Raw genomic sequence first — 16,976 nt, forward strand, 5'->3', positions numbered from 1 at the left:
GGTAGCGGGAGACAATCGATGGAATTTATCGCTACCAACTACGCCCCCATCATGTTTGCGGGGCTGATCTGCTTTTTGCTGCTGGGATTTCCCGTGGCCTTCAGCCTGGGGGCAGCAGGCCTGGCCTTCGGCTTTCTGGGCATCGAACTGGGGGTCTTTCCCTCCTCCGTGATGGCCTGGCTGCCCCAGCGCCTGATCGGCATCATGGCCAACGACACCTTGCTGGCCGTTCCCTTTTTCACTTTGATGGGCCTGATTCTCGAACGCTCGGGCATGGCAGAGGACCTGCTGGACACTGTCGGCCAGGTGTTCGGCCCCATCCGCGGCGGTCTGGCTCTGGCCGTGATCTTTGTGGGAGCACTGCTGGCCGCCACCACCGGCGTGGTTGCTGCTTCGGTGATCTCCATGGGCCTGATCTCTCTGCCCATCATGCTGCGCTACGGCTATGATCGTCGTCTGTCATCGGGCGTGATTGCAGCGTCTGGCACGCTGGCACAGATCATTCCGCCCTCGCTGGTGCTGATTCTGATGGCCGACCAGTTGGGCAAGAGCGTGGGCGATATGTACAAGGGCGCCTTCATTCCCGGCTTCATGCTCATGGGTCTGTATGTTCTGTGGGTGGTGATTCTGGCCATCTTCAAGCCCAAGATGGTGCCTGCCCTGCCTGTGGAGGCACGTATCTACCGCGAAGCCAACGGCAACGGTGGCTATACCTCGCTGGCCGTGGTCATGGGCATCTCGACCATCGTGGCCATCTTCCTGGCCAATCACATGGCCGACCTTCACACCTGGTGGCAGGGCAAGGAAGTGCTGGATGTACCCACTGACGAGAAAATCGTCACCGCCATGTGCGGCGGCACGTTCATCGCCTTTGTGATCGCCTCGCTCAACCGCGTGCTCAAACTGGGCCTGCTGTCCAAGCTGGCCGAGCGCGTGACCTTTGTGCTGATCCCTCCGCTGCTGCTGATCTTCCTCGTGCTGGGCACCATCTTCCTGGGCATTGCGACTCCGACAGAAGGCGGCGCCATGGGAGCCATGGCCGCACTGATCATGGGTTTTGCCCGCCGACGCCTGAACATGGACCTGCTCAAGCAGGCCCTGGCCTCGACCACCAAGCTGGCTAGCTTCGTGATGTTCATCATGATCGGCGCCACCACCTTCAGCCTGGTGTTCCAAGCCGCCGACGGCCCCAAGTGGGTGGAACACCTGCTGACCAGCCTGCCCGGCGGCCAGGTGGGCTTCCTGATCGTGGTCAACATCATGATCTTCTTCCTGGCCTTCTTCCTGGACTACTTTGAACTCTCGTTCATCGTGGTGCCGTTGCTGGGACCCGTGGCCGAGAAGATGGGCATCGACCTGATCTGGTTCGGCGTGCTGCTGGCCGTGAACATGCAGACCTCGTTCATGCATCCGCCCTTCGGTTTTGCACTGTTCTTCCTGCGCTCGGTCGCTCCGGACAAGCAGTACGTCGACAAGGTCACGCATAAGGTCATCGAGCCCGTCACCACCATGCAGATCTACAAGGGTGCCGTGCCTTTTGTGCTGATTCAGCTCGTGATGGTGGGTGTGCTGATCGCCTTCCCTGGCATCGTGACCGGCGCGCTCGACAAACCCGTGGTCGTGGACATGAACAAGGTGGGCGACGAGATGCTCAACCAGCTCAACGATGCTGGCGGTGGCTATGGCGCAGACAACCCCTTCGGGGCCCCTGAGGGCGGCGAAGAAGGCTCTGCAGTGCCAGCGGCCCCTGCCGAAGGCAACCAGCCTGCCCCGGCCGCACCCGATGCAGGCGACTATGGCTCGGATGATCCGGCCAAGGCCCTGCAGGACTCACTGAACGCAGCTCCTGCGAGCAAGTAAATCTTCGCCCCTCCGCTGATACAGCCCCGGCTCGCCAGAGTCGGGGCTTTTTCATTGAGCAGAGGTTGCCGAGTGATAGATTTGCTGTTTTCCCAGAAAACCGCAATGACCATCGCCGAATTGCTGACGGCCATCCGTCAACCGTACGCAGACCTGCTGTCACAGGCCGCCAATGCCCAGGACTCTTATGTGGAGCCGGCCTATCGCAACAGCGATGGGACGCTGGCCACAGAAGGTGCATGGAATCTGCCCTGCCGGGTCGATGTCATCCCCGTATCGGAAGACAGCGCAGAACCTGTACAAGTGGATTCACAGACGCGGCTCGATTTCGAACCCATTCATTTCCGCATCGGTGATTCCGCAGTGGAGCTGCAGCCCTTTGTCTGGGACTGGCTGTCGCTGGAAGTGCAAGGTCTGACAGAAGAGAAGGCCTCCAAGGCGCTCATCGACTGGTTCAACGATTGGTTTGATGGAGATGATGAAAACGAGCCGGATGCAGCGGGGCTGCAGCAGGTCGTTCACTTCATGTCGGACCCGCAAGTCCTGGCAGGAGGAGTGAAAGCGACCATAGATCTTGGCTCTGCACCTGTCGAAGCCCTGGAAGATTTGCTGTTTGCGCTATCTGACGCAGGAGCCGCTCAACTCAGGCTCGCATGATTTCGGGCACATGAAAAAACCGCAGCAAGCTGCGGTTTTTTTGCAGCCAACGCATGGCGCCGGCAGTCTTGAGTCTGACCGGGATCAGATCTTGGCAGTCGCCATGTACTGATTGAAGGGGTACTCGGAGAAGCGGTTCCACAGAATCTGGTCGCGCTGGAAGGCGCGCATGTCCTGATGGATCTTCTTGAATTCGGGCGACTTGGCTTCGTGCTCGGCAAACACCTCCATGGAGGCCTTAAAGCCGGCATCCATCAAAGGCTTGGGGAACATCTTGAGCTGGGTCTTGTTGGCCACCAGGCGCTTGATGGCCTGAGGGTTCAACACCTGGTACTTGCTGGTCATATCGGCGGCAGCCACGCGGGTTGCGGCGTCCAGGATCGCCTTGTTCTCGGGCGACAGCGCGTTGTACTTCTTGATGTTGATGAAGAACTCCAGCTCGGCAGAGCCTTCCCACCAGCCGGGGTAGTAGTAGTAAGGCGCAACCTTGTTGAAGCCCAGCTTTTCATCGTCGTAGGGACCGACGAACTCCACGGCGTCCAGCGTACCCTTTTCCAGAGCCTGGTAAACATCGCCTGCGGGCATGTTCTGCGCCACCACGCCCAGCTTGGCCATGGCCTCGCCGAACACGCCGCCGCCCAGACGCATCTTAAGACCCTTGAGGTCTTCCACGGTCTTGATTTCCTTGCGATACCAGCCGCCCATCTGGGTCGTGGTGTTGCCGGCCGATGCGGTCTTGAAGTTGTACTTGGCAAAGAAGGCGTCAAGGAGCTTGCGGCCGTTGCCATGATCCTTCCAGCCGTTCATCTGCAGTGCGGTCAGGCCGAAGGGCACGGCGCAGCTGAAGGCGAAGATGGGGTCCTTGCCGGTGAAGTAGTAGGCAGCGGTCTGCGCCATGTCAATGGTATCGCCCTGCAGCGCATCCACCACACCGAAAGCGGGCATCAGCTCGCCAGCGGGGTGCACCGAAATCTCGAACTTGCCGCCCGACATGGCCTTGACCAGTTGCGACAGCTTTTCAGCACTGCCGAAGATGGTGTCCAGCGACTTGGGGAAGCTGGAGGCCAGGCGCCAGCGCACAGCGGCCTGGGCGTGAACAGCAGGTGCTGCACCCGCGGCCAGAACGCCGGCGATACCGGCATTTTTCAGAATGGAACGACGATCCACTTTAGTCTCCTTGAGGAACGAATTGAGCTGATACAGACCACTGATCTATGCCAGCTTGTTTTATGCAACAGGCACAAAATGTACACGAGCCAACCGTTTCGCAAGCGCTAAAAAGTGACCGTTCGCTTAAGAAGTTCTACCTAGTGATGCGCATCAAGTCTGATGCCCAATTGAAAACAATCAATCACTACAGACGTACCGCACTCATATAGCTGGCATAGCGGAACTCGGAGAAACGATCCCAGAGCAACTGGTCGTGCTGAAATCCGCGCATGCTTCTGTGAATTTTCTTGAACTGCGCCGACCTGCCCTCATGCTCGGCCATGGTGGCCATCACGGCCTTGAACCCCGCATCCATGAGCTCGCGCGGAAAGGCTCGCAGTTGCACGCGTTCGCTGAGCAGCTTCTTGAGCGCGGCGGGGTTGTACGCCAGGTACTTGGCAGTCAGATCCTTGGCGGCCAGCGCCGCTGCGGCCTCCACCATGGCGCGCAGCTCGGGCGTCAGGGCCGCAAAGGCCTTGGCATTGATGAAATAGGCCAGCTCTGCACCGCCCTCCCACCAGCCCGGATAGTAGTAGTAAGGCGCGATCTTGCCGAAGCCCAGCTTCTGGTCGTCATAAGGGCCGACGAACTCCACCGCATCGAGGCGGTTCTTTTCCAGCGCCTGCTGCGCATCGGCAATGGGCATGTTGACGGCCTGCACGCCCAGCTTTTGCAGCGCATCACCCAGCAAGCCGCCGCCAGCGCGCATGCGCAGACCATGCAGATCCTGCACGGTCCTGATTTCCTTGCGGTACCAGCCCCCCATCTGCGTGCCGGTGTTGCCGGCACTCAGACTCTTGATGTTGTACTGGGCGTAGAAATCATCCATGAGCTTGCGCCCGCCGCCCCACTCCATCCAGGCATCCATCTGCCGCGCCGTCAGACCAAAGGGCACGGCGCAGCCCAGTGCAAAGCAATAGTCCTTGTCGGTGAAATAGTAGGGAGCGGTCAAAGCCATTTCGACCGAGCCGTTCTGCACCCCCTCCATCACGCCAAAGGCAGGCATCAACTCACCTGCAGAGTGCACGCTGACCTCGATCTGCCCACCGGACATGAAGCGCAGAGATTGGGCAAATTTTTCTGCTCCGCCAGAAATGGCGTCAAGGACTTTGGGAAAACTCGTCAGCAAGCGCCAGCGCAGCACTTCCTGGCTGCGCACCGCAGGAGCCACGCCCGCTGCCAGCACACCAGCCATGCCCACATGTTTGACGAGTGAGCGACGATCCATGAATATTTCTCCGCTAGTAGTTGTCCATTGCAAAGCCGGCTGCAACAGCCTGATCACAGGCCGGCAGCCACAGGCATTCTAGAAACGCAGACGCCGGCCGTGTGGCGATTCGCGGTTGCCGTCAGTTTTCTTGACGACAAGCAAAGAAAAAGGCCCTTCGATGAAGGGCCTGGTTTCAGTCCATCAGGACTTACGCAAACAAGGATGCAGCAACGGCCTGCCCCATCTGGAGCGTGCATCTGCCTGAACCCGTTTTGCGTAAACGATGTCCCTGTCGCCTCAGCCCGCAGCCAGACGCTTTCGGATGGAGGCCTCGATGCCTGCCGCATCCAGCCCCTGCAGCGCAAGCAGCTTGGCGGGGTCGCCATGCTCGATGAACTCGTCGGGCAGCCCCAGCTGCAGCACGCTCTTGCTCAGGCCATGGGCGGCAAGGCTCTCCATGACGGCACTGCCAGCGCCCCCCATGACGCAGCCTTCTTCCAGCGTGACGATGAGCTCATGATCTGCAGCGATCTGGAGCAACAGCTCTTCATCGAGAGGCTTGGCCCAGCGCATATTGGCCACGCTGGCATCCAAGGCTTCGGCAGCCTGCAAGGCCGGGTACAGCAAGCTGCCGAAGGCCAGAATCGCCACCTTTTTGGAGGCCGACTCACGGCGCATCTCGCCCTTGCCAAAGGGCAGGCCTTCCAGGCTGTCAAGCGGAGTCACGCCCACCCCGGCGCCGCGCGGGTAGCGCACGCAGACAGGGTGATCCTGCTCATAGGCCGTGGTCAGCAACTGGCGCGTTTCACGTTCGTCCGCCGGGCAGGCCATGCTCATATTGGGAATGCAGCGCACAAAGGCGATGTCGTAAGCGCCAGCGTGTGTGGCACCGTCGGCGCCCACCAGACCGGCGCGGTCCAGCGCAAACACCACAGGCAGGTTCTGCAGCGCAACGTCGTGGATCAGCTGGTCATAGGCACGCTGCAAGAAAGTGGAATAGATGGCCACCACGGGCTTGACGCCTTCGCAGGCCATACCGCCGGCGAAAGTGACTGCATGCTGCTCGGCGATGCCCACGTCGTAATAGCGGCCGGGAAAGCGCTTGTGGAACTCCACCATGCCCGAGCCCTCGCGCATGGCGGGTGTGATGCCGACCAGACGCTGGTCCTTGGCCGCCATATCGCAGAGCCAGTGACCAAACACCTGGGTGAAGGTCTGCTTGGCAGGCGTGGCTGGCTTGACCAGACCGACCGCCGGGTCGAATTTCCCGGGGCCGTGATAGGCCACGGGGTCGGCCTCGGCCAGCTTGTAGCCCTGGCCTTTCTTGGTGACCACATGCAGGAACTGAGGACCCTTGAGACCCTTGATATTCTCCAGCGTGGGAATCAGCGAATCGAGATCATGACCATCGATGGGACCGATGTAGTTGAAGCCGAATTGCTCGAACATGGTGGCAGGCACGACCATGCCCTTGGCCTGTTGTTCCAGACGCTTGGCCAGCTCCAGCAAGGGCGGCACCTGCTTCAGGACGCTCTTGCCCACATCACGGGCCTTGGCGTAGAACTGGCCGCTCATCAGCTGGGCCAGATAGCGATTGAGCGCGCCCACGGGCGGGCTGATGCTCATGTCGTTGTCATTGAGGATGACCAGCAGGTTGGCGTCATGCACGCCGCCGTTGTTCAGCGCCTCGAAAGCCATGCCGGCCGTCATCGCGCCGTCACCGATCACGGCAATGGCCCGCCGGTCTTCACCTTTTTGCTTGGCGGCCAGCGCCATGCCCAGCGCCGCAGAGATGCTGGTCGACGAGTGCGCCGTGCCAAAGGTGTCGTATTCGCTCTCGGCCCGCTGGGGAAAGCCGGACAGGCCGCCGAACTGGCGCAGCGTGCCCATGCGATCACGGCGGCCAGTCAATATCTTGTGCGGATAAGTCTGATGACCCACATCCCAGACGATGCGGTCATAGGGCGTGTTGAACACCGAGTGCAGCGCCACGGTCAACTCCACCGTCCCCAGATTGGAACTGAGGTGCCCGCCAGTCCTGGAAACGCTGTCGATCACATAGGTGCGCAGCTCTGCGGCCAGGCTTTTGAGCTGGGAGCGCGAGAGGCCGCGCATATCTGCGGGATCGTTGATGCTGTGCAGCAGGGAAGAAGTATTCGTGGACATGTTCTATATTTTTAATAGCTGCTAGTGTTTACCAATACTGGATTACAGGGCTTCTCTATTAAATTTCAGTGGGTGCGCTGCACAACCATATCGGCCAGTGCGGCCAGGGCCTGGGTGTCGGCCAATCCGCTGCGCGTCAAGGCGGCGTGAGCCTGCTGGCGCAACTGCTCGGCATGGGCTCTTGCCGCCTCCAGCCCCAGCAGCGACACAAAAGTGGGCTTGTCATTGGCCGCATCCTTGCCGGCCGTCTTGCCCAGCGTTGCGGAGTCGGCCACCACATCCAGAATGTCGTCCACCACCTGGAAGGCCACGCCCAGTGCCTGGCCATAGTCGGTCAGCGCGGCCAGTGCCCGGGCATCGGTCTGTGCATTGCAGGCGGCCCCCATGAGCACGCTGCCCAACAGCAGCGCACCGGTCTTGAGACGGTGCATCTCGCGCAACTGCGCCTCGCTCAGTTGCTTGCCCACGCTGGCCAGGTCAATGGCCTGGCCGCCGGCCATGCCCTGGCTGCCCGCCGCTGCGCCAAGCAGGCGGCACAGCTTGGCCTGCATGGAGCAGGGAATGCCGTCGTCGTCAGGCAGCAACAACTCGAACGCCAGGGCCTGCAGGGCATCGCCGGCCAGCAGGGCCGAGGCTTCGCCAAACTGCACATGCACGGTGGGCTTGCCACGGCGCATGGTGTCATTGTCCATGCAGGGCATGTCGTCGTGCACCAGGGAATAAGCGTGAATCAGTTCTACGGCACAACCTGCGCGCAGCGTGGCCGCAGCCAGACCGCCCACCGCCTCGGCGGCCGCCCAGACCAGCAGCGGTCGCAAGCGCTTGCCGCCATCGAGCACGGCGTAGCGCATGGCCTCGCCCAGGCCCGCAGGTGCATTGATGCCCACCCAGCGCGACAGCGCATCTTCGGTGCGCGCCAGTCGCTCCTGCATCCAGACGGAAAAATCCAGGGCAGGCTTGCCCTCGTTCAAAGGCGTCGATGGTTCGGCAATCATTGATTCATTCATGGGCTGCATCTTCAAGGCAAAAAGCGCGGACGCCGGGATCAGTCCTGGGTCCAGGCGGACAGCTTGCCTTCGTCCAGTACCTGGACCTGCTCCTGCACGGCTTCGAGCTGGCTGCGGCAAAAACCCAGCAGCTCGGCCGCACGCTGGTAGCCGCTGAGCATCTGCTCCAGCGGAAGCTGACCCGATTCGATCTGCGCAATCAGTTGTTCCAGCTCCTGCAAAGCAGCTTCATAGCTGACAGGCTGTTCGGATTTTTTGGCGGCAGCGGCCTTGGGCATGGATGGTGTGGGCTATGTTGGACGAAAACGACGATTTTAGGCGTCCCTGCACCATTGGCGTGCAATGCCCGCAAAGCCGGCAGGCGGGAGATGTCTTGGCTGTGACTTCCGGTCAGGTCGATGCCGTCCGCACCAGCCTTTTTGACGACCTGCCACGGTTTGCGGACGGCTGGCAGCTTGCTGACAGGACCCTTCGCTACAACGTCGAAATAACGTCAATACACGTACCAGAAAAACGGAAATAACCCCACAGCCTATAATCCCATTCCCGTCAAGCCGGCCACGTGCCTGGTCATCCGGTCGGGCAAACGAGTCGGCTGGCCATGCGCCACCGTCCATTGCCTGAGGCCCGTGTCCAGACAAGGCCGGTTTCGTTTTTTACCGTGTGCGCACGTGCACCCTCCCTGTGGGGAGTCTTTAGGTCAGGTCATCCATGACTGATTTAAGTCTTCAACTGCAGCAGGCCGCAAGCCAACTACCAGTTTCAAGTTATTTCGACGAGGCGCTGTTCCAGCGTGAGTTGGAAACGATTTTCAAGCGCGGCCCGCGCTACGTGGGTCACCAGCTGGCCGTTCCCGAGATAGGCGACTACTACGCCCTGCCTCAGGAAAAAGAGGGGCGGGCGCTGGTACGCAATGCCAAAGGCGAGATCGAGCTGATCTCCAACGTCTGCCGCCACCGCCAGGCGGTGATGCTCAAGGGGCGCGGCAATCTGCTGTCCGAAGGCAAGGGCCATGCCGGAGGCAATATCGTCTGCCCGCTGCACCGCTGGACCTACAGCACCAGCGGCGAGCTGCTAGGCGCCCCGCATTTCAGCCACGACCCCTGCCTGAACCTCAACAACTACCGTCTGCGCGAGTGGAACGGACTGCTGTTCGAGGACAACGGCCGCGACATAGAGGCCGATCTGGCCGGCATGAAGCTGCGCGAGCAGCTCCGGTTCGACGGCTTCGTGCTCGACCATGTAGAGATGCACGAGTGCAACTACAACTGGAAGACCTTTATCGAGGTCTATCTGGAGGACTATCACGTCGGCCCCTTCCACCCCGGTCTGGGCAACTTCGTCACCTGCGACGATCTGAAGTGGGAATTCGCCAGCGAGTACTCGGTGCAGACCGTGGGCGTGGCCCCCGGCTTCGGCAACCCGGGCTCGGACATCTACAAGAAGTGGCACGAGGTGCTGCTGGCCTACCGCAACGGCGAGCTGCCCGATCGCGGCGCCATCTGGCTGACCTACTACCCCCACATCATGGTGGAGTGGTATCCGCATGTGCTGACCGTCTCGACCCTGCACCCGCTGGCCGTGGACCGGACGCTGAATGTGGTGGAGTTCTTCTACCCTGAGGAAATCGCCGCCTTCGAGCCCGAGTTCGTGCAGGCCCAGAAGGCCGCCTACATGGAAACCTGCATCGAGGACGACGAGATCGCCGAGCGCATGGACGGCGGCCGCAGGGCGCTTTATGAACGCGGCGACAACGAGGTCGGCCCCTATCAGAGCCCCATGGAAGACGGCATGCAACATTTCCATGAGTGGTATCGCCGCATCATGGGCGACAGCGTCCCCCAACGCTGAATGAGGTAAGCCTCAAGACTGATAGCTGCTATCGCTTACCCCATAAGCACAGCAGCTATTTTTTATGCTGAATTGAGTGAGATATGCAAGCCCTGTGGATGGTGTTGGCCGCGTTGATTTTTGCGGTCATGAGTGTGTGTGTGAAGTTTGCCTCCCAGGACTTCAATGCGGCGGAGATCGTGTTCTACCGCGGCCTGGTCAGCATGGCGCTGCTGGTCTGGCTGGCCAGGCGCAGCGGCGTGACGCTGACCACCCAGTACTCGCGCGAGCATGCCTGGCGCAGCTTTGTCGGCGTGATCTCCATGGGTGCCTGGTTCTACGCCATCGGCCATCTGCCGCTGGCCACGGCCACCACGCTCAACTCCATGAGCAGCATCTGGATGGCGGTCTTTCTCATCGCCCAGGGCCTGTGGATGCGCCACACGCTGCGCAAATCCTATGCGGCCGAGCCCGAAACCCGCCGCGCCATTCCGCCCTTTCCCTGGGGCCTGGTGTCCACGGTGGTGGCGGGCTTTGTCGGCGTGCTGCTGGTGCTGCGCCCGACCAGCGCCCCGGCCAGCGAATGGGTGGCTGCGCTCGGCGGCCTGTTTGGCGGCATGTTTGCGGCCATGGCCTATATGCAGGTGACCACCCTGTCGCGCCTGGGCGAGCCTGAAACCCGCGTGGTGTTCTATTTCTCGGTGGGATCGGCCATTGCCGGCGGCATCACCATGCTGTTCACCGGCATCTCGCCCTTCCCCGGCTGGAGCGCTCTGTGGCTGCTGCCCGTGGGCGTGCTGGCCGCCGTGGCCCAGGTCTGCATGACCAAGGCCTATGCCTCGGCCGGCAGCAAGAGCAACACCCTGGTCGTCGCCAATCTGCAGTACTCGGGCATTGTGTTTGCCGCCCTGCTCAGCCTGGTGCTGTTCGGCGAAAGCATTCCTCTGATCGGCTGGCTGGGCATTGTGCTCATCGTCGCCAGCGGAGCCGCAGCAACCGCCTTGCGCTCCAGGGGCTAGCCATGGCAGCGGTGCCTGGCGCCTTCGCCATGCACGTCAGCAGCCCCAGCCTGCCGCGCAGTCCACGCCGAATCTGCGCGGCTTGCCATATCCAAACAATGAAGCCTGCAGGGCTCAGGCGCTGCGACCCGATCGCATAATGGTCTGCATGCCGCAAGACTGCACGCCATGCCGTCTGCAGCCGTTCAATCTTTGGAGCAGCAAGCCATGAACCACTCGGCGCCCGAGCACTACAACACCCTGATTTCCGTCGAAGAGCTGGCCAGACTCAAGGCCAGCGGCAAGCCCTTGATGGTGTTTGACTGCAGCTTTGACCTCATGAATCCGCCTGCCGGCCGCGAGCAATATCTGCAGATCCATATCGATGGCGCCCTGTTCGCCGATCTGGACAAAGACCTCAGCGCACCGCACGGAGCACCCGGCGAAGACGGCCAGGTCGCCACCAGCGTGCAATCGGCCTCCGGCGGCCGCCACCCCCTGCCCACGCTCGAGCGCTTTTCCGCCTGGCTGTCGTCCATAGGCTTTGCCAACAATATGCAGGCCGTGGTCTATGACCGCAACGCCGCCAATTACTGCGGCCGCCTGTGGTGGATGCTGCGCTGGGCCGGCCACGATGCCGTGGCGGTCCTCGATGGTGGACTGCAGGCCTGGCAGGCGGCCGGCCAGGCGGTGGGCAGCGGGGAAGAGCCCCGCCATTTCCAGTCCAACTTTGAACTGGGCCAGCCGCTGGAGACACTCAAGACCGTAGGCCAGGTCGAGGCCGACCTGGGCCAGGCCACCCAGACCCTCATTGATGCCCGGGCCCCGGCCCGCTACCGCGGCGAGGTCGAGCCCCTGGACCCCGTGGCAGGCCATATTCCGGGCGCACTGAATCGGCCGTTCAGCAGCAATATCGCGGCCGATGGACGCTTCAAGCCCGCAGCGCTGCTCAAAGCCGAGTTCGAGCAGTTGCTGGCCGGACGCGATCCCGCCAGCGTGGTGCACCAGTGCGGCAGCGGTGTCAGTGCCACGCCCAATGTGCTGGCCATGCGCATTGCCGGCTTTGCGCCCACAGCCTTGTTTGCCGGCAGCTGGAGCGAGTGGTGCAGCCAGCCCTCCCGCCCGGCCGAGCGAGGCTGAGCTGCCATATGCCGGTGTCGCGTCAGGCACCGGCTTTGAACAGGCACGCTCCCCCGCGTTTGCCGGGTTCACTCCCTGGGCCACGGACAGAGCGCACCGTGATCACCGTAGACAGGTGCAAGCGCGGTGCGGCGCGCTTGCTCAGCACCAAGCCAGACCAGACCAGGCCCATTGCTTCTCGGCGCTCCGGGCCTTGGCGAAATGGCCGAGGCCCATGTCCGCACTCGCATGTCGATGCAGCTTGGCAACCCGGATTCAGGCCGCTATCACAGGAAATCCCAGCGGCCTTTTTTCATAGGCGATCAGATACCGAATAAAAAGCCGCCTATTTGCTCGTTTGTCATCTTCCGGACAGATTCACAATACATGTACCAGTGGAATCCGGCTTGACGCAATGTCAGCCCCCACCCGGCACTCCGAGTCATCCCGAAGGACGGCAAGGCAGTAAGGGAAATCCTACATGCCTGCCTGTGAAACCAGACCGGCGATACCGACGCTCCCCGACTTCAGTTCGATCAGGGCTTGAAACACAATTCATTTCAACAGATCGAAACACTTTTAACGTCTTGTTTGTGTGCGCCGTGACGGTCTGTCGAGATTGAAAGGACTGGACCCATGAACAACGAACAACTGCTTGCCGAGATCCGCGAAGCCAACCTCACCTATCTGATGCTGGCCCAGACCCTGATCCGCCAGGACAAGGCCGAGGCCGTGTTCCGTCTGGGTCTGAACGAAGAGTCCTGCGACCTGCTGGGCTCGCTGTCTTCGGCCCAGGTGCTCAAGCTGGCATCGCGCAACACCTTGCTGGCCAGCTTCCGCGCCGACGACGAAATGGTCTGGAGCCTGCTGACCAACCACAGCAGCAACAAGATCGGCAATGCCGCCACCAATACGCTGCACGCCAACATCCTGATGGCCAGCCGTGTCTCCGAAGTGCTCTGAGCACCCGCTAGCGACTACCTGGTTTTAAGGAGAGATTGATGCCCGCCGCCAAGACTGCCACCAAAAGCGTTCTGAACGAATCCAAGCAAATCGAGCGCGCCGCCATGCTCATCGAGATGGGCGCCCGCATGCAGGTGCTGGAGTCCGAGACCACGCTGTCTTATGAACGCCTGATCCGGCTGTACAAGGAAATCTCGGGCAAATCTCCATCCAAGGGCCAGTTGCCGTTTTCCACGGACTGGTTTCTGACCTGGCAGGAAAACATCCACAGCTCGCTGTTTCTCAACATCTACGAATACCTGTCCAAGGGCGTGGAGCTGGACTCGGCCGAGCAGCTGACCAAGGCCTACCGCCTCTATACCGAACAGATTCAGGCCGCCGAACTCGAGGTGCTGCTGTCCTTTACCCGCGCCTGGCGCCTCGTGAAGTTTGTCGATGCACAGATGCTGACGCGCACGCAATGCTCGGTCTGCAAGGGCCAGTTCGTGACCGAGCCTTACGAGAATGCGCGCCACTACCAGTGCGGCCTGTGCAATCCTCCCGCTCGCGCCGGCAAGAGCAAGGCCGCCGGGTCCTTAATGCTTCACTAACCCCCTGAGCGGCTGCGCCGCTTCCCCCTCTCTCTTCGGGATGGGGACGGCAGCCTCGCTGCGCGGCGGCGGTTGCTCGCTGCCTCTGGCCTGGAGCACGCCAGTTTTAAAGCTCAACTTTCATAGCTGGTAGCGCCATACAACAAAGGGGTTGAAGCATTTATTGGCCTCAAACCCTTTATGCGTTGGCGCATGCAGCTCCTAAAGATGCAGCCTATCTTCCGTGATCTGCTGCGGCGGCTTCAGCGTGTCCGGCCTTGATGGCCGAGAAACTGCGACAGCGCTTGCTTGATGTCTCGCTTTTGGAGCATGCCTGCCTGAAGGCAGTTCAACTTTCATAGCTGGTAGCGCCATTCAACAAAGGGTTTAAAGCAGATAAATGCTTCAAACCCTTTATTCATTGGCGACATACGCTCCCAATTCAGGAGCTTCCATCAGCGACCTCAGCCCGTGTTGCGCACTCCGGCGGCGATGCCGTTGATGGACAGATGGATACCGTTCTTGACCCTGTCGTCGGTCTGTCCCGCACGCCAGCGACGCACCAGCTCCACCTGCAGGTGGTTCAGCGGGTCGATATAGGGGAAGCGGTGGCGGATGGAGCGCGCCAGCGCGGAGTTGTGCTCCAGACGCTGCTTGTCGCCCGTGATCTGGTTGAGCGCTTCCACCGTGCTCTGCCACTCGGCTTCGATCGCACCGAAGATGCGGCGGCGCAAGCGCGTGTCGGTCACCAGCTCGCTGTAGCGCGAGGCCAGGTTCAGGTCGCTCTTGGCCAGCACCATATCCATATTCGACAACAGGGTGCGGAAGAACGGCCACTGGCGGTACATCTTCTGCAGCAGCGCCAGTTGCGCCTTGGCATCCTTGCCCGGACGGTGGATGAAGGCCTGGATCGCCGAGCCGAAACCGTACCAGCCCGGCAGCGTCAGCCGGCACTGGCCCCAGCTGAAGCCCCAGGGAATGGCACGCAGGTCTTCGATGGCCTGGGTTGCCTTGCGCGATGCGGGGCGCGAGCCGATATTGAGTTCGGCGATCTCGCGAATCGGCGTGCTGCTGAAAAAGTAATTGGTAAAGCCCGGAGTCTCGTAGACCAGCGCGCGATAAGCCGCCATGCTGGTTTCGGACAGAAACGCCGCGGCTTCCAGGAAGGCCTTGGTCGCCGGCTTGGTCGGCTGCAGCAGCGTGGCCTCCAGTGTGGCGGCCACCAGGGTCTCCAGGTTGCGGCGTCCGATCTCGGGGTTGGCGTATTTGGAAGCGATGACCTCGCCCTGCTCGGTCAAGCGGATCTGACCGCGCACCGTGCCTGGCGGCTGCGCCAGAATGGCCTGGTAGCTGGGGCCGCCGCCACGCCCCACGGTGCCGCCACGGCCGTGGAACATGCGCAGCCGGATGCCGTAGTGATCGGCCAGATCATCAAACAGATCGACCAGCGCAATCTCGGCCCGGTACAGCTCCCAGTTGCTGGTGAAGATGCCGCCGTCCTTGTTGCTGTCGCTGTAGCCCAGCATGATGTCCTGCTCGCCACCGCTTTTTCGGACCAGCTCGGCAATGCCGGGCAGCTGGTAGTAGCGGCGCATGATGGGCGCGGCATTGCGCAGGTCCTCGATGGTCTCGAACAGCGGCACCACGATCAGATCGCACTGCGCGCCGTCCTGCAGCGTGCCGCGCAGCAGGCCCACTTCCTTTTGCAGCAGCAGCACCTCGAGCAGATCGCTGACGGTCTCGGTGTGGCTGATGATGCAATGGCGAATCGCCTCGCTGCCCAGGCGCTCGCGCAGGCGCTTGGCGGTCTCGAAGATGGCCAGCTCGCTGCGGGTGTGGTCACCGTAGTCGGCGCCCATCACGCGCAAGGGTCGTGCGTCTTCGAGCAGGCGCACCAGCAGCGCGCATTTGGCGTCTTCTTCGAGCAAGCTGTAATCGAGCTCGACCTTGGCGACCGAGAGCAGCTCGCGCACCACTTCCTCATGCTTGTCCGAGCTTTGGCGCAGGTCCACCGTGGACAGATAGAAGCCAAAGACCCGCACGGCGCGCATCAGCGGGCGCAGGCGCTGCGGCGCCAGGGCATCGCCGTGATAGCGCGACAGCGAGTCGTCGATGATCTGCAGATCGGCCAGAAAGGCGTCGGCCGATGCATAGGCATTCTGGGGCGCCACGGCATGGCGTGCCGCCTCGCCGCCCGTCAGCTGCCTGAGCGTCGCGGCCAGCCGCGCATAAATGCCCGTCAGCGCCCGGCGATAAGGCTCGTCGCTACGATGCACATTGTGGTCGGGCGAAGCATCGGCCAGTGCCTGCATCTCGGACGTGATGTCCACCAGATTGGCCGACAGCGACAGCTCGCCGCCCAGATAGTGCACCTCGCGCAGATAGTGGCGCAGCGCCACATCGGCCTGGCGCGACAGGGCCAGCTCCAAACTCTCGGCCGTCACAAAGGGGTTGCCGTCGCGATCACCGCCAATCCATTGGCCCATGCGCAAAAAGCTCTGCTCGGGCAGCTTCTCGCCCAGCTCCTGCTCCAACTGCTCATAGATCTTGGGGATCTCCTGCAGGAACGTGGCCTCGTAATAGGACAGAGCGTTCTCGATCTCGTCGGCCACCGTCAGCTTGGAATGACGCAGCAGCCGCGTCTGCCACAGCTGGGCCACGCAGGCTCGCAGCTGCGCCTCCACCCGCGTCAACTCGCGTGGGGTCAGCGCGTCCTTGGCGCTGTTGTAGAGCTGGGCGCGCATCAGGATATCGTCGCGCTCGGCCAGCAACTGGGCGATGCGGCGCTCGGCCGTCAGAATGCTCTGGCGCTGCACCTCGGTGGGGTGAGCCGTCAGCACGGGCGAGATGAAACTCTTGGCCAGCGTATCGACCACGGTGGCCGTCGAGATGCCCGCCCAGCGCAGGCGCGCCAGTGCCACCTCGATGCTGCCTTCCTGCGTGTTGCCGGCGCGCTCGTGCACGGCGCGGCGGCGGATGTGGTGGCGGTCTTCGGCCAGATTGGCCAGGTGCGAGAAGTAGGTGAAGGCGCGAATCACGCTCACCGTCTGATCGCTGGACAGTCCCTTGAGCAGCTTCTTGAGCGCCTTGTCGGCCGCCTCGTCGGCATCGCGCCTGAAGGCCACCGATAGCTGGCGCACCTGCTCGACCAGCTCGTAGGCCGGCCCGCCTTCCTGCTCGCGAATCACATCGCCCAGAATGCGCCCCAGCAGCCGTATGTCCTCGATCAGCGGCAAATCCTTGTCGGTCTTGCGCACCGGCTTGTCGCCATGTTTGTCTGTATGTGCGGCGCTCTTGGGGCGGGCGGAAGGCATGAACTATTCTCCTTGGGCACGGTGTAGGGCAACTTGCCATGCTAGCATTCCCCGTTACCCGCTTGAGACCGCGC

The 16,976-nt window shown here is 61.9% G+C and carries 14 protein-coding genes; 8 read left to right on the forward strand and 6 right to left on the reverse strand.

Annotation, left to right across the window (positions count from 1 at the left end; genetic code table 11):
• The first annotated feature begins 18 nt into the window (after nucleotides 1-18).
• The gene (locus MPZ60_RS18450; RefSeq protein WP_034352842.1) at nucleotides 19-1,860 is read left to right on the forward strand and encodes a TRAP transporter large permease subunit; all 1,842 of its coding nucleotides are present in this window, start codon (nucleotides 19-21) and stop codon (nucleotides 1,858-1,860) included.
• Nucleotides 1,861-1,965: 105 nt separating this feature from the next.
• Complete coding sequence (locus MPZ60_RS18455; protein WP_034352845.1) at nucleotides 1,966-2,517, forward strand: hypothetical protein; 552 nt, start codon at nucleotides 1,966-1,968, stop codon at nucleotides 2,515-2,517.
• An 84-nt stretch (nucleotides 2,518-2,601) separates the two neighbouring features.
• Here the strand turns inward: MPZ60_RS18455 and MPZ60_RS18460 are convergent, their stop codons facing one another.
• The 5 genes from MPZ60_RS18460 to xseB form a co-directional block, all read right to left on the reverse strand.
• The gene (locus MPZ60_RS18460) at nucleotides 2,602-3,684 is read right to left on the reverse strand and encodes a TRAP transporter substrate-binding protein (RefSeq protein ID WP_003069176.1); all 1,083 of its coding nucleotides are present in this window, start codon (nucleotides 3,682-3,684) and stop codon (nucleotides 2,602-2,604) included.
• A gap of 187 nt (nucleotides 3,685-3,871) precedes the next feature.
• Nucleotides 3,872-4,954, reverse strand: a complete 1,083-nt coding sequence (locus tag MPZ60_RS18465) for an ABC transporter substrate-binding protein (protein ID WP_242882028.1) — start codon at nucleotides 4,952-4,954, stop codon at nucleotides 3,872-3,874.
• A gap of 279 nt (nucleotides 4,955-5,233) precedes the next feature.
• The gene (gene dxs / locus MPZ60_RS18470; RefSeq protein WP_034352851.1) at nucleotides 5,234-7,102 is read right to left on the reverse strand and encodes a 1-deoxy-D-xylulose-5-phosphate synthase; all 1,869 of its coding nucleotides are present in this window, start codon (nucleotides 7,100-7,102) and stop codon (nucleotides 5,234-5,236) included.
• 65 nt (nucleotides 7,103-7,167) lie between these two features.
• Entirely contained in the window at nucleotides 7,168-8,109 is a 942-nt protein-coding gene (locus MPZ60_RS18475) for a polyprenyl synthetase family protein (protein ID WP_034352937.1), read from the reverse strand.
• 38 nt (nucleotides 8,110-8,147) lie between these two features.
• Nucleotides 8,148-8,387 carry an exodeoxyribonuclease VII small subunit gene (xseB, locus tag MPZ60_RS18480; protein ID WP_034352854.1) on the reverse strand — a complete coding sequence of 80 codons (240 nt, stop codon included), beginning with the start codon at nucleotides 8,385-8,387 and terminating at the stop codon, nucleotides 8,148-8,150.
• A gap of 14 nt (nucleotides 8,388-8,401) precedes the next feature.
• Between xseB and MPZ60_RS18485 the strand changes: the two genes are divergently transcribed.
• The 6 genes from MPZ60_RS18485 (at nucleotide 8,402) to flhC (ending at nucleotide 13,609) form a co-directional block, all read left to right on the forward strand.
• Complete coding sequence (locus MPZ60_RS18485; RefSeq protein WP_231905899.1) at nucleotides 8,402-8,632, forward strand: hypothetical protein; 231 nt, start codon at nucleotides 8,402-8,404, stop codon at nucleotides 8,630-8,632.
• A 188-nt stretch (nucleotides 8,633-8,820) separates the two neighbouring features.
• Nucleotides 8,821-9,960 (forward strand): aromatic ring-hydroxylating dioxygenase subunit alpha, encoded by a 1,140-nt coding sequence (locus MPZ60_RS18490; RefSeq protein ID WP_034352859.1) that lies wholly within the window; start codon nucleotides 8,821-8,823, stop codon nucleotides 9,958-9,960.
• Between the two features lie 83 nt (nucleotides 9,961-10,043).
• Nucleotides 10,044-10,958 (forward strand): DMT family transporter, encoded by a 915-nt coding sequence (locus MPZ60_RS18495; protein ID WP_034352862.1) that lies wholly within the window; start codon nucleotides 10,044-10,046, stop codon nucleotides 10,956-10,958.
• Nucleotides 10,959-11,165: 207 nt separating this feature from the next.
• Nucleotides 11,166-12,077, forward strand: coding sequence for a sulfurtransferase (locus tag MPZ60_RS18500; RefSeq protein WP_034352940.1), 912 nt, complete (start codon nucleotides 11,166-11,168; stop codon nucleotides 12,075-12,077).
• 615 nt (nucleotides 12,078-12,692) lie between these two features.
• Entirely contained in the window at nucleotides 12,693-13,019 is a 327-nt protein-coding gene (flhD, locus tag MPZ60_RS18505; protein ID WP_003069145.1) for a flagellar transcriptional regulator FlhD, read from the forward strand.
• A gap of 38 nt (nucleotides 13,020-13,057) precedes the next feature.
• Nucleotides 13,058-13,609, forward strand: coding sequence for a flagellar transcriptional regulator FlhC (flhC, locus tag MPZ60_RS18510; protein WP_003052834.1), 552 nt, complete (start codon nucleotides 13,058-13,060; stop codon nucleotides 13,607-13,609).
• A 443-nt stretch (nucleotides 13,610-14,052) separates the two neighbouring features.
• Here flhC and ppc read toward each other — a convergent pair whose 3' ends face one another.
• Complete coding sequence (gene ppc / locus MPZ60_RS18515; RefSeq protein WP_034352866.1) at nucleotides 14,053-16,902, reverse strand: phosphoenolpyruvate carboxylase; 2,850 nt, start codon at nucleotides 16,900-16,902, stop codon at nucleotides 14,053-14,055.
• Nucleotides 16,903-16,976: the final 74 nt, after the last annotated feature.

Source organism: Comamonas sp. 7D-2, assembly GCF_022749555.1.
Taxonomy (GTDB): domain Bacteria; phylum Pseudomonadota; class Gammaproteobacteria; order Burkholderiales; family Burkholderiaceae_C; genus Comamonas; species Comamonas thiooxydans.